The organism is Exiguobacterium sp. PvP048 (assembly GCF_040549175.1).
GTDB classification, from domain to species: Bacteria; Bacillota; Bacilli; order Exiguobacteriales; family Exiguobacteriaceae; genus Exiguobacterium_A; species Exiguobacterium_A artemiae.
The window spans coordinates 71,470-84,170 of the sequence record NZ_JBEPSU010000006.1; the positions used below are offsets into that span (position 1 = coordinate 71,470).

Below are 12,701 nucleotides of genomic sequence, written 5' to 3' on the forward strand. Positions count from 1 at the left end.
TTCTCCTCCTTACGTTGTCAGAATCAGCGTCTCGAGTGGGGCGAGCGTCACTGTTCCACTATATGTCTCGTTCGTATTCAACTCTTGATAGGCAGCATCGAGCACAACGTCCCGGCTTGCTTTCGTATCGTGATTCATCAGGAAGAGGAAATCACGTGTCTCACCATGACGGCGTACAATCTCGACTTGATCCGGTGCTTCAAACGTTTGAACACCGGCATCGAGAAACGCTTGACGGTAAATCGTATCGATCATCGCATCGTCAATCGATGCGCCGATATAGGTAATCATTCCTTTGTATTCGTTGCGTGTCACGGCAGCGACGCCGTCATAAAACGTATCGCGGTAGACAGCAAGCGGTTCGGCTGTCGTCGGTGTAATCAAATCACACCAGAGACGGGCCGGTGAGCCTTGTCCCGCGAATTTTCCGATCCCTTCCACCCGGTTTTCCTGCACGGCTTGCAACGATTCGTACTCATCGATTTCGATTCCTGCATACGGTGCGAATTTCCCTGGTAACGTTAACGGCAAGACATTGTTATGCGGGTCCTTGACGCCGGTCCGGTACGTGAAGATGACGTGTCCGCCCTGCTCCATGTAATCAATCAGTGCTTGGTCAAATGTCGGATTCGTCAGGAAATACAGCGGAACGATGATTAATTTATATTGATCCAGTTTGTCACCCGGGAACACGATATCCGTCGATGCTTGACGACGGACGGCACCGCCGTAGAACCGGACGAACTCGGTCCGGAAATCAAACGCATCGCTGTGCGGCTGATGTGTCCAGGCCCAGACATTTTCCTGATCAAAATAGACGCCGACTTCCGCTTGATAGCTGCTCGCATTGATCTCGTCACCAAACGTGTTGAGTTCGGTCATGATCTGTTTGACTTCGTTGAATTTGCGTTTCGGTTTTCCATCGTGATCGATGATACCGTGGCAAAACTCTTCCGTCCCGAACAAAGCAGCCCGGAAGCGGAAATAGACGATTGCTTCGGCACCGCGCGCGACAGCCTGATACGTCCACAACCGGATATGACCGGGACGCGGCAAGTAACCGATTTTGCTCCAGCCTTGCGCTCCACTGAGCTGTTCCATCACCCAAAAACCTTTCCCTTGTTTTGAGGAGCGGCAAAGGTCATGATCGCTCGCCATCTTCTCGAAACGGTTCGGTTCCGGCAAACCACCCCAGACCGGATAGTTATCAAAGGCGACATAATCGAGATCCTGTGCCATCTGCTGTTGATTGACGGCCATATCACTGTAAACGAGGTTATGTGTAATGAAGGCGTCCGGATGAATATGTTCCCGGAGTGCATCGACTTGGAGTTTGTTGTAATGGTTATACCCGTCGGCACAGAAGCGGTCAAAGTCGACGAGTAACGACGGATTATGTTCCTGGTAGACTTTCCGCGGCACCGGGATTTGCTCCCATGCCGTATAGGTCTGACTCCAGAAGACGGTTCCCCATGTTTCATTTAACGCGTCAAGCGTCTCGTAGCGGTTTTTCAGCCACAGCTGGAATGCAGCCCGGTCGATGTCGCTGTAAGAACGATCTGATTTTTCATGACCGTATTCGTTGTCCGTCTGCCAACCGATCACACGCGGATGTTTCCCGTACCGTTTCGCCATTTCAGTCGTAATGGCAACCGAAAACTTTTGATATGTTTCACTGTGAACCGTGTAGTGACGACGGGCTCCGAAGCTGATTGTCACGCCATGCTCGTCTGCCGGAAGAATCTCCGGATACTTGTGGCACATCCATGCCGGCGGTGTCGCCGTCGGTGTCCCGAGTACGATATCAAAATCGGCGGCACTTAAGCGTTCGATGATATCGTCCCAAAACCGGAAGTCGTAAACTCCTTCTTCCGGCTCCATCATCGTCCAGGCAAATTCCGCCAACCGCACGACGTTGACACCAAGTTCTTTCATCAAACGGAAATCTTCCTCCCATAACGCACGTGGAGTTTGTTCCGGGTAATAATCGACGCCTAAATACATTGTGCTCCTCCTGACTGAAAACAAATTATTTTACTGCACCTGCCGTCATTCCTTTTTGGAAGAAACGTTGGAAGAAGATATAGAAGACCATTGTCGGTAAACTGATTAAGACGAGTGACGCATAGATTTTACCCGGGTCACCGCCGAGTGCATCTTTGAAGAAACTTGGTGCCATCGTGACCGTTTGATAAGCCGGATCCGTCATGAACGTCAGGACCATCAAATACTCATTCCACGAGTTGAGGAACGCATAGATCAACGCTGTTGCCAGTGCCGGTTTCGCGAGCGGCAACATGACTTTAAAGAAGACTTCCAGAATCGTCGCGCCGTCAATGTACGCGGCTTCCATTAACTCATTTGGCAGCTCGTCAAAATATCCTTTAATCAGCATCAGACCGAACGGCAGGAAGAAGGCGACTTCCGCCCCGATCAAGCCCCAGTGGTTATTCAGACCGTCAAACGACCGTAATGTGAAGAACAATGGAACGATCATGGAAGCGACCGGTAACATCAGACCGGCAAGTACCATGTTGAACAACAGACGTTTTCCGGCGAATTCGAGTTTTGAGAACGCGAATGCGGCAAACGCAAGAATCGTGATCGAAATGATGATCATGAAGAAAGCGACAAAGAAACTGTTAAAGACGAATGTCGGGAAATTCGGGTTTTGCAGCGTTGCGATATAGTTTTCAAATCCGTTGACACGTAAGCTTTCCTTGAACATGACGAAGATCGGGAACAGCCAGACGATCGAAGCGAGCATCAGGACAAGGTTGATGACCCAACGACTTCTTTTAGATTCTACATTCATGGGACGTTCCTCCTTAGTTATCCATTTTCTTTTGCACACGTAACTGGAAGTACGTGATCAGTAAAGCGATTGTCAGCAGGATGATGGCAACGGCACTTGAAAAACCGACTTCTTGTTGCAGCATCGATTTACGGAACAGGTACGTCGAGATGAATTCCGTTGAAGAACCGGGTCCGCCGGCTGTCGTGATCCAGACTAAATCAAACGTCTTCAGACCACCGATGACTCCGAGAATTGATAACGTAAATGTCGTTCCTTTTAAGTTCGGGAAGACGATGCTCCAAAGCGTCCGGAAGAATCCGGCTCCGTCGATTTTGGCAGCTTCAAAGATTTCTTTTTCAATCGTCAGCATCGCCATGTAGTACATGACCATCGATGAACCTGTCCACTGGAAGATGTTGATGGCGATGACCGAATAAAGCGCGATATCCGGGTCGCCGAGCCAGTTTTGCTCCAGGCTGCCGAGACCGATTGCACGGAGAAACTCATTGATGTATCCGAACTGGAAGTCGTAGATTTGTGAGAACGCGGCTCCAAGAACAACCGGACTCAGGACAACCGGGAAGAAGAAGACCGATTTCATCGCCGTCCGCAACGGTCCCTGTGTGTGCAGGAAGTACGCGAGAACCAAACCGATGAAAGCTTGAATCGTAACCGTCAAGATCGTGAAGATGAATGTATTTTTAAGCGAGAGGTAGAAATCCGGATCACGGAACATTTCCGCGTAGTTTTCAAACCCGACGAAGACTTTATCAAACGAAATGCCGTCCCACGAGAAGAACGAGTTATAGGCGTTATAGAAAATGCCGTAATAGATAAACGCGACGACAAACAGGACGATGGGACCTACGAACGCCCAACCGACCATGTTTTGCTTCATTTTGCCTTTTTTCTTCTGTTTCGGAACGTTCGGACGTGGTGCTGCTTTCAGCGTTTCCGCTTTCGGTTTGATCGGCAATTCTTGTTGCTCTGTCTGCATAACGATTTCCCCACTTTCTTGATCTTTAAAAATCAGGAAGTGGCACGCTGGGCGCACCACTTCACTGTATCGTTCTTATTTTTTCGATTGATCGGCTGCATCCTGAACACGTTGGAGTGCTTCTTTCGGATTTTGACCCGTCGCGATGTTTTGAAGTTCCTTACCGAGGATATCGTTAAGTTTTGTATCACGGATACCACGGCTTGCTACAGCTTTAGAAAGTGTTTCGTTCAGCATTTTGTACGACTCTTTTTCCCCTTCGGATGTGAAGGCTGCATCTGAATCAATTTTGACCTCTTTGATTCCCGGTGCCATTTCGAACTCGCCCATGTAGACTTCCTGTCCTTCACCTTGGCTCATGAAGGCAACGAACTCAGCTGCACCTTCTTGTTGTTTTGATTCTTTGTTGACGGCAAGCGCCATGTCGATTGATGCGATGATTGGTTGTTCTGTTCCACCTGCAAGGTTTGGAAGTGGTGTGAAGCCAAGCTCATCTTTGATTTTCCATTTGTCTTTTTTCTCAGCTGTCGTCATCGAGTGCGCTTCCCATGAACCGATGACCCACATCGCTGCTTTTTTATCGAAGAACTGGTTCATCCCGTCATTGTATGTCGCAAGTCCGAGTGCACCTTCTTGGAAGACTTTCTTTTCAAACAGATCTTGCCAGATTTGCGCTGTCTTGACCATCTCGTCGTCTGTCCATTTCGCTTCGCCAGATAAGACTTTTTGGATGTAACCCGGTGCTACCTGGTGGCTTAAGACGTTGTAGACATCGATATCGATCCAGGCATCTTTTGCTCCGAGCATCAACGGAATGACTTTATCACCGGACGCTTTGATCTTTTTGACAGCATCGACTGTTTCTTTGTAGTTTTTCGGTGGCGTCACGCCGTATTTATCAAGCATCGTTTTGTTGTACATCAAGTAGGCTTGACCCGTAAAGCCGATTGGAACTGCATATTGTTTGCCGTCAATCGTCGTTTGATCAATTCCGAGCTCAACGAATTTATCTTTCCATCCTTTGCCGGCTGCTTTATCCATGTAAGAATCGACCGGTACGACACGGTCTTTGTATTGTTGAATCATTGGTTCTTTTAAGCCGATGATGTCTGGTCCCTTACCAGATAACATCGCGACTTGAAGTTGCTTTTCGTAATCTTCACTGTACCGTTTGAATTCGACGACGTATTTGTCTTGTGATTTATTGAAGGCATCGACGACTTCCTTACCAGCTTCAGGCTGAGGTGCCCAACCCCACCAGGAAATGATCGTTTTTCCGTCTTTGGTTGTGGCTTGTTTTTCATCTTCGCCGCCACAAGCTGCGAGAAGTGCCGATAATGTCAGAACTGATGCAGCTGCGAGAACTTTTGTTTTTTTGAATTTCATGTGAGTGATCCCCTTTGTATGTGAGTGGTCAAGCGTACTTTCTAAGCTGTTGCCCTTCAAACTTTGCGTGTTGACACCATTGTTCGATGACTTCCATGCCAATCGGCATCCGTTGGAGTTGAATCAAGACCCGTGCAATCAGTCGCAGACGATAGTCGAGCGTGTCCACTTCCGGTGTCACGAACAGATAAAATTCTCCACCGAGCGTCAAACAACCGGCTGTGCGCATGTGTTGCATCAACACCCGTAATTCGATGTATCCGTTCTCATTTTTTCGAAGATGAAGTTCTGAAGACCGAATCGTCAGTGCCCCTTGTACGGACGACATTCGAAATTGAAAGACTCCATCTTGTCGTGGCCGAACGAGAACGCCGTCCTGATCTGCAGACCGCTTATCTCCCGGCTGTTGTTCCGTCATATCTCCTGTCAAACGGTTCACGTAAAAGCCACGGATTGCTCCGTAACGCCCGAAAGCTTCACGGTAGGAAACCCATAAATCCTCTGTTTCCATCTGCGCGACGCCCCCTTCTTTCTGTTTCAGCTTAACCGGTCCCTGCCGGTCTGCATCCACCTCCACTAGTTGATGAAAACTTAGTAAATTAAATTTATTATCTAACTTTAAGAAAACTATAGCACATGCTGATTTGTTTTGTAAACGGTTTCAAAAAATATTTTTCAACGTTTATTTCCATCAAAAAAAGCCTGTTGAATCCGGTAAGCAACACCGTCATCCAACAAGCTGATTTTAAATCGTTTGGAAAATACTATTGGTCGCCAAAGCAGCCGCGCTGAGCGCCCCTTGTTTTTCACTCCAAGGAACCATCTTGACGTCGGTTTCACGTGAAGCGGTCGTCAAAGCCGTGTGCTCGACCCGTTCTTTAATTTGATCGACGATGGATGGTGCCAGTTCGAACATCGGGCCCCCGAGTAAAATACGTTTCGGATTGATCAGATGAATCGTATTCAGGACACCGATTCCGATGTATTCGCCGGCCCGGTGGTACGCGGCTTTCGCATACGGATCCCCGTCCGTCAGACGTTTTCTCAGTTCCGTCAGTGTTTTGACTTGCGGGTCAATGGCTTCAAAATCACGCAACAGCGCTTTTTCCCCAGCCAACGCTTCGAGACATCCCCGATTCCCGCAGGAACAAATCGGACCGTCCAAATCAAGCCGCATATGCCCGACCTCACCTGTAATGTGATTTTCGCCGTCAATCAGTTTCCCGTCCAGGACATACGCGCCCCCGATCCCTTCTCCGGCATACAGATAGAAAAATTGATCGACTCCGACACCTTCTCCGAATAACAATTCGAAGGAAGCGAGAGCCCGGACATCGTTTTCGATGAAGACCGGGTACGCAAAATGCTGCTCCAAATGTTCCTTTAAGGCGACATCGTGGAGATGAAAACGAGGAGCAAACAGAATCACTCCGGTCTCCGGATTGACCATCCCATGAACGGATATGCCGATGCCGTGAATCGTTCCGACCTGCTCCGTTGCCTCAATCAGTTCCTCACACAACAGAACGACGGCCTCCATTAATTCTTCGTTTGTATCAAATTTCCCCATCGTTTCCACTTCGTGAATCGTATTTCCGCTTAAATCCGCGATGACTCCGATGAAACGGTGACTTGTCGCATCAATCCCGATGACATATTGTTCTTTCGCCACGAGTTCAAGCAAAATTGGCTTTCGTCCTCCGTTTGAGACACCGAGTTCACGCTCTGTCACGAGTTGATCCGAAATCAATTCTCCGACGATATTCGAAACGGTCGGTTTCGTCAGTTTTGTTTGTTGTGCCAGTTCGACCCGTGAAATCGGTTGATGCATCCGAATCAAACGTAATACCAGTGCCCGATTGTAGGAACGCATCCACTTAGAATTTCGTGGCATCTCTTTCACCATGTTCGTCCCGCATCCCTTCCATTTTTGTCTCTATTCCTATTCTCGCATATTTTGTAAGGGATTTCATGATTAGCTAAAGATTCGTCCTTTTAACTTTTCTCAGAAAAAATCCACGGTATCCTCACGGGAAAATTAAGCTTCATCGTATGGCTGCTCAATGACAAGGATACGGCTTCCATCCGGATTTTCTGTCAGTTCCATTTCGATAATGGCTTTACCGACCAGTAAGACAATTGGCAGATTCGAATCCGTTTTCCGGAAAAATCCGACCCGTCCCTGATACGTATCCATATAGTCTGCAAATAAAAAGGTTCCATTGATATGAACCTCATCCTGATTCGAGTTGAATTCAAGATGAGGAACCTCAAACCGGGCTTCCCCATTCAAATACAACAACGGTTTTTTCCCGATCACTTCGCTTGATTCCCGCCGCATCTCAATCGCTCCTTCCGTCTCATAGTACAATCGATCGGTTCCTCTCGTCGCAATGACAATCGGATTTCCCTGATATAAGACGATTTCTAAAATTTCATCTGCTTGTTCCACGTAGTAACCTGTTGTATCCGCTGTCGCAAAACCTATCGTATAGAGTTGCATCCAGGCGACGATATCCGGTACTTCGACCGGTTTTAAAAAGAGCGCGGATACGAGATGCGCCCCTTCAGAAGTCATCACAAGATTGACATAAATATCTGCCAACTGTATCGTCCGTACTTGGGTCGAAGGATACAATTCATCATAGTTTGATACCAATACCGCTTCGTAATAGTCATCCATCTCTCGCAGTTCAAGTGGTGGCATTCGACGATCAAAGTCGGCAATCTGGATGCGTTTCATAGTTGAAGTGCCTCCTTTTAAGTGAGTTTTCTTTGTGCCCTCAGTTAAGGATTACCCAATATCTGGTTCGCTTGCACTCCCCTAAAACGAAAAAAATCACCCTGAGCTACAGGGTGATCAGTCATTTCACAAAAAATTGATACAGCAGATATAAGGCAAAGCCAATCACTACAAGGATCGTGAAAATGTTAGCTGTTCCAAAAAATACACGATTGGCCGTTTCATTCCGATCTTCAGGCTTACGATCCATTACGAGAACCCCTTTGCTAAAATCCGATTTTTTCCATCTTATACTTATAGGAATTCTCGAATGAACGGTTAAGGACCTGCTGTTTTAATTATTTTTTTGCACCATTCGCAAAAAATACGAGTGTTTCTTCTTCGTCTGTCGTCAAGTCCCGTCCGACCAGATCACGATACAGCCGGCGCATCTCCGATACATGTCCTTCTGCTTGTTTTGTCACTTCGATGATTTGGCGTAAGACGTGTACCTCTTGCTCAAACGCGTCTTTTGCCATCGCTTCGCCGTGAGACCAGACATAATAATCCGCCTCGTATTCAGCAATCGTATCTAACAACCGCGTTGTTTGATTGACCGTATAATTCCACTTGTCGGAGAAAATATCCGCATACATGGCATCTCCTAAAAATAAAACCCGTTCTTCCGGAATATAGACAAGAGCACTCCCTGGTGAGTGGTCATTCTCGACTTGCCGTAACAGACACGTCACGCCCCCGAGGTCGATTCCAAGTTCTCCCGTGAAACGAATCGTCGGCAAGATGACTTCGATCTCCCGATCCTTCCCGAACTCCAGTTTGATGGCATCCGCACAAAACGGAATTTCAATGCCTTGACGGATCCGTTCTTCCAGTGCCTCATCCGTCCATTCGTAGTCCAGCATTTTCTGCATTTCTTCCACTGTCCGGTTCGTCGCGATCGTTGGTACCGCCATCTGTTTTATACCGAAAATATGATCCCAGTGCCAATGCGTCAATGCGACGAGATCCGGTCGTCCTAGCCCCTGTTTTTCCATCTCGTCCAAAAAGAGTATCGCGTGCTGACTTGAGTTTCCGGCATCAATTACAATACTCCGGTCGTCTCCCGTAATGACGGCAACGATCGGCCGATCCGTTTCACTGACCGGCGTTTGATACCAGATCCGGTCCGTTAATTGTTTAAACTGTTGCATTTTCATCGCCTCCTGTTTGTAGTATAACGAAAAAGTCCATCCGGATGATTTCCGAATGGACCAGTCGAATCGACTTACTTCTTATTTTGCTTTTGACGGAACGGCCACCAGACACCCGGTCCGAACGATACCGTGATCGCTGGAATCAGGAGCGGTAAGACAATCAATCCGTACAGGAGCAGACCCGTGATAACGATTGTTGCAATCTGAACCAGACTCAGGACACCCGACGGCATCATCGCACCAAACGTTCCGGCAAGGATGATGGCAGCCGTGATGATGACAGATCCCATTTTCTTCATCGAAATATACATCGCTTCATTCGTCTCGAGTCCATTGATCGTTTCTTCGCGGAACCGGTCGAGCAGGAAGATCGAGTAATCGATACCAAGAGCGACGAGCATAACGAATCCGAAGAACGGAACGGCCCAGCTGATGCCGTCATAACCAAGACCGTTGACGAAGATCAGTTCAGCAATCGATACCGACGTATAGTACGTCAACAGGAGCGAACCGATCATAAACAGCGGCATGATCAATGAACGGAACATGATCGCAAGGACGATGAACAAGCTGATGATCATGATGACGACCGTCCGTGAAAAATCGGCTTTTGACGTATCATTTAAATCACTGTTGATGCTTGAGATACCGCCGTAAGCAACTTGTGCCTGTTCAAGCGGTGTAGCTTTCAGTGTGCTCGCTGTCGTTTTCTTGATGGCAGCGACCGTTTCGATCGCTTCCGGTGAATACGGATCATCATTCAGGATGACTTCGAATTTCAGACCGGTTTGATCATCAATCGTATAACGGTCAATGACAGGTTCGAAGTCTTTACTCGCTAAGGTATCTTTTGGAATGAACATCCCGGTACCGCGAATCGTTTTGGCGTTCCCCATCTCTTTCAGGAAATCGGCAGCTTTCGTTAATCCGTCTTCGATTTTACCAAGCCCTGCATTGGCAGATCCGACACCATCCGCCAGTTGGGTTAATCCGGTACCGAGTTGACCGGCTTGTGCACCTTGTGTTTCAATCCCGGTTGCCGCTTGTGCGATCCCCGTTTGAATTTGGATCAATTGACCGGATAACGCTGTCAATGTCCCGACAGTTTGCGGAATGTTTTCCGCAGATTGTAACCCTTGACCAACAAGCGTTAACTGTTGATTGATTTGACCGAGACCGTCTGCGGCCTGCTGCAGCTGTGCTGCTCCTGCCGACGCTTGATCTCCGGCCGGAAGCTGACCACTGATAGTCTGTAAGTTGCCTTCTACAGTCTGAAGACCCTGACCGACTTCACCGAGTCCATCTTTTGCATCCGTCAGACCAGATGCAACTTGCTTCAGTTGTTGATCGACATATAAATCGTCAATGACATCACCCGTCGGACGTGAGATGGACCGGACAGCTTTGACGCCATCCAGTTTGACCAGTTCGCGGCTCAACTGTTCTGCATAAGGAACCGTTTTTTCAGTCACGATGTTTTGGTCGTCCTTCAGGATAATATTGACCGGCAACGACTCACCCGCACCAAAGCCGTCTGAAATGGCATTTAATCCTTTGACCGTTTCATATTTTGCACCAATCTCATCGACGGTGTTGAACGATAGATCGTCATCATACGTGAACAGGGTCGGGATCGTCACCACAGCGACGATTGCCATCGCAAGCAATGGACGACGAATCGATAATCCACCGTACCGGGCCCACAAACGACTGTCTTGATGACTCGCCGCATTTTTTGACGGCCAGAACAATTTCTCTTTTAACGTCGCCATGAAAAACGGAACCAGTGTAAAGAGAACCAGTAACAAGACTGCGATTCCGACCGCAACGGCGACCGACGATTTAAAGATCGGGAAATCAGCGAACCCGATTGCCGAGAAGCCGACGAGGACGGCAAGACCACTGATGAGAAGAGTCCGTCCCGCTGTTTTATAGGTGTTGACGATGGCTGTCTCGACATCATGTCCGGCAGTCAACTCTTCTTTGTACCGGCTCAGAAGCAGGATACAGTAATCCGTCCCGATCCCAAAGAGAATCGCCACAAGGAAAATCTGCGTGAAGTTCGAGACGGGGAATCCGAACCAATCAACGAAAAAGGCGACAAATGATTGACTCATTAAATACGTGACACCCACCGCAAATAATGGAACGAATGGTGTGACAATCGAACGGAAAACAATTAACAACAGTCCAAAAATCAGACCGACTGTGATTAATTCCGTTCGTTTTAACCCTTCTTGTGAGCTTTTGTTCACATCGGCATTGATGAGTGATTCACCCGTCAGATAGATCGTCCGGTCATCCGGTAAGAGATCACTTCGGATATCTTCAGCGAGTGCCGTGATTTCTTCCTGTGAACCATCAACGGTAATCGGAACGAGGACTGTTTTTTTGTCTTTTGAAATCAGTTGTCCTTCCGTTTCCTTACTCTCAAACGGATTCAGGACTCCAGTCACCGGTTTATCCAGTTTCTCTAAATCTTTAACGATTTGACCGATTTCCATCCGGTCTTCTTTCGTGACGGCTTCCTTTAGCGGAATGACCAGCGAAATCGTTTCTTCACTTGCACCGGCTGCTTTTAAAATATCCGCTGCCCGTTGTGAATCCGTATCACTCGCGAGCTGAATGGCACCCGCATCTTCTGCTTGTTTCGATAAGTTTGGTGCCGCTAAAAATAATCCGACTGTCGCAAGCAACAAGACGATTACGATCGGCCAACGCCATTTGACGATTTGTCGCATTCCCGTTCCACCTCTTCTGTGTCTGTTTTTCTGAATTAATCTTCAATCTTTAAAATAGCTTTGACTTTCCGGAACGTCTCGATGAACTGTTTGATCTCATCATCGTCGACCTTGCCATCAATCAATTGTTCCAAATAACTGTAAATCGCTTGGTCCGACGCTTCGACGACTTCTTTCCCGGCTTCCGTCAAAATAATCCGTTTTGTCCGGTGATCATCTTCCGAACGTTCGACTTCGACCAGGCCGTGTTCATTTAACTTTTTCAGACGATTGGAAATCGCACTTTTATGAACTCCTTGAATGACGGCAATCCGCCCGGAAGCAATCGGTCCATATTTATCGACCAGCTTCAGCAAATGGAGTTGTTCTGGTGAATAGAGACGCCAAACCGGTGAATCAACTGATTTCAGGACACGTTCTGTCCCGTGAATCATCACCTCTTCAAATAATTGAACGGCTTCCCGCAGATTTTCTTTCATGATTAGTTTACCCCCTAAACTCATATCAGTAGTTTAGCCCCTAAACCAGATGGCGTCAACTCCAAACTGTCACAATTATCCTGACATGTAAATCCAATTTTCGTTATGATGGGAGAGAGGATTTATCTTACTGAAGGAGGGCTAAACATGACCGTCTTATTTTGGATTGCTTTAGTAATCTGTGTACTTGGACTTATTTTTACAGTAATGGTCGGACAGAGTCGAAACGAAGAAACGTACAGCAACAGCCAGACAGCCAAAAACATGTCCTGGATGTATCTAGTCTTGTTGCCGGTCATTTTGATCATCTTAGGCATTTTTTATTATTTATTAACTTAAAAACATCACTGAACATCAAACAGGCT

12 protein-coding genes are annotated in these 12,701 nt (G+C 47.5%); 1 reads left to right on the top strand and 11 read right to left on the bottom strand.

All coding sequences use genetic code 11. From position 1 onward, the window contains the following. Window positions 1-9: 9 nt before the first annotated feature. From ABIC15_RS11560 to ABIC15_RS11610, 11 genes are all read right to left on the bottom strand, one after another. A complete protein-coding gene (locus ABIC15_RS11560; protein WP_354020759.1) occupies window positions 10-2,004 on the bottom strand; it encodes a beta-galactosidase in 1,995 nt (664 codons plus the stop codon). A 25-nt stretch (window positions 2,005-2,029) separates the two neighbouring features. Continuing rightward, window positions 2,030-2,815 (bottom strand): carbohydrate ABC transporter permease, encoded by a 786-nt coding sequence (locus ABIC15_RS11565; protein WP_012369282.1) that lies wholly within the window; start codon window positions 2,813-2,815, stop codon window positions 2,030-2,032. A 13-nt stretch (window positions 2,816-2,828) separates the two neighbouring features. Beyond that, window positions 2,829-3,794, bottom strand: coding sequence for a carbohydrate ABC transporter permease (locus tag ABIC15_RS11570; protein ID WP_012369281.1), 966 nt, complete (start codon window positions 3,792-3,794; stop codon window positions 2,829-2,831). Window positions 3,795-3,869: 75 nt separating this feature from the next. Further along, window positions 3,870-5,180, bottom strand: coding sequence for an ABC transporter substrate-binding protein (locus ABIC15_RS11575; RefSeq protein ID WP_131503376.1), 1,311 nt, complete (start codon window positions 5,178-5,180; stop codon window positions 3,870-3,872). A 28-nt stretch (window positions 5,181-5,208) separates the two neighbouring features. Beyond that, window positions 5,209-5,691, bottom strand: coding sequence for a hypothetical protein (locus ABIC15_RS11580; RefSeq protein ID WP_354020760.1), 483 nt, complete (start codon window positions 5,689-5,691; stop codon window positions 5,209-5,211). A 234-nt stretch (window positions 5,692-5,925) separates the two neighbouring features. Then, window positions 5,926-7,074, bottom strand: a complete 1,149-nt coding sequence (locus ABIC15_RS11585; RefSeq protein WP_354020761.1) for an ROK family transcriptional regulator — start codon at window positions 7,072-7,074, stop codon at window positions 5,926-5,928. A 144-nt stretch (window positions 7,075-7,218) separates the two neighbouring features. Beyond that, entirely contained in the window at window positions 7,219-7,923 is a 705-nt protein-coding gene (locus ABIC15_RS11590) for a hypothetical protein (protein WP_131503373.1), read from the bottom strand. A 121-nt stretch (window positions 7,924-8,044) separates the two neighbouring features. Then, on the bottom strand, window positions 8,045-8,173 hold the full coding sequence (locus ABIC15_RS11595) for a hypothetical protein (protein WP_255508417.1): 129 nt from the start codon (window positions 8,171-8,173) through the stop codon (window positions 8,045-8,047). An 88-nt stretch (window positions 8,174-8,261) separates the two neighbouring features. After that, entirely contained in the window at window positions 8,262-9,113 is an 852-nt protein-coding gene (locus tag ABIC15_RS11600; RefSeq protein WP_188005105.1) for an MBL fold metallo-hydrolase, read from the bottom strand. Between the two features lie 74 nt (window positions 9,114-9,187). Continuing rightward, window positions 9,188-11,857, bottom strand: a complete 2,670-nt coding sequence (locus ABIC15_RS11605) for an MMPL family transporter (protein ID WP_354020762.1) — start codon at window positions 11,855-11,857, stop codon at window positions 9,188-9,190. Between the two features lie 35 nt (window positions 11,858-11,892). Then, a complete protein-coding gene (locus ABIC15_RS11610; protein ID WP_026829386.1) occupies window positions 11,893-12,336 on the bottom strand; it encodes a MarR family winged helix-turn-helix transcriptional regulator in 444 nt (147 codons plus the stop codon). A 147-nt stretch (window positions 12,337-12,483) separates the two neighbouring features. Here ABIC15_RS11610 and ABIC15_RS11615 point away from each other — a divergent pair, with 147 nt between their 5' ends. Next, complete coding sequence (locus ABIC15_RS11615) at window positions 12,484-12,675, top strand: hypothetical protein (RefSeq protein ID WP_012369273.1); 192 nt, start codon at window positions 12,484-12,486, stop codon at window positions 12,673-12,675. Window positions 12,676-12,701 lie beyond the last annotated feature (26 nt).

Coding starts and splice junctions, on each gene's coding strand:
- ABIC15_RS11600 (WP_188005105.1), bottom strand. CDS start 9,113: ATGCAACAGTTTAAACAATTAACGGACCGGATCTGGTATCAAACGCCG.
- ABIC15_RS11605 (WP_354020762.1), bottom strand. CDS start 11,857: ATGCGACAAATCGTCAAATGGCGTTGGCCGATCGTAATCGTCTTGTTG.
- ABIC15_RS11595 (WP_255508417.1), bottom strand. CDS start 8,173: ATGGATCGTAAGCCTGAAGATCGGAATGAAACGGCCAATCGTGTATTT.
- ABIC15_RS11590 (WP_131503373.1), bottom strand. CDS start 7,923: ATGAAACGCATCCAGATTGCCGACTTTGATCGTCGAATGCCACCACTT.
- ABIC15_RS11565 (WP_012369282.1), bottom strand. CDS start 2,815: ATGAATGTAGAATCTAAAAGAAGTCGTTGGGTCATCAACCTTGTCCTG.
- ABIC15_RS11570 (WP_012369281.1), bottom strand. CDS start 3,794: ATGCAGACAGAGCAACAAGAATTGCCGATCAAACCGAAAGCGGAAACG.
- ABIC15_RS11585 (WP_354020761.1), bottom strand. CDS start 7,074: ATGCCACGAAATTCTAAGTGGATGCGTTCCTACAATCGGGCACTGGTA.
- ABIC15_RS11580 (WP_354020760.1), bottom strand. CDS start 5,691: ATGGAAACAGAGGATTTATGGGTTTCCTACCGTGAAGCTTTCGGGCGT.
- ABIC15_RS11610 (WP_026829386.1), bottom strand. CDS start 12,336: ATGAAAGAAAATCTGCGGGAAGCCGTTCAATTATTTGAAGAGGTGATG.
- ABIC15_RS11575 (WP_131503376.1), bottom strand. CDS start 5,180: ATGAAATTCAAAAAAACAAAAGTTCTCGCAGCTGCATCAGTTCTGACA.
- ABIC15_RS11615 (WP_012369273.1), top strand. CDS start 12,484: ATGACCGTCTTATTTTGGATTGCTTTAGTAATCTGTGTACTTGGACTT.
- ABIC15_RS11560 (WP_354020759.1), bottom strand. CDS start 2,004: ATGTATTTAGGCGTCGATTATTACCCGGAACAAACTCCACGTGCGTTA.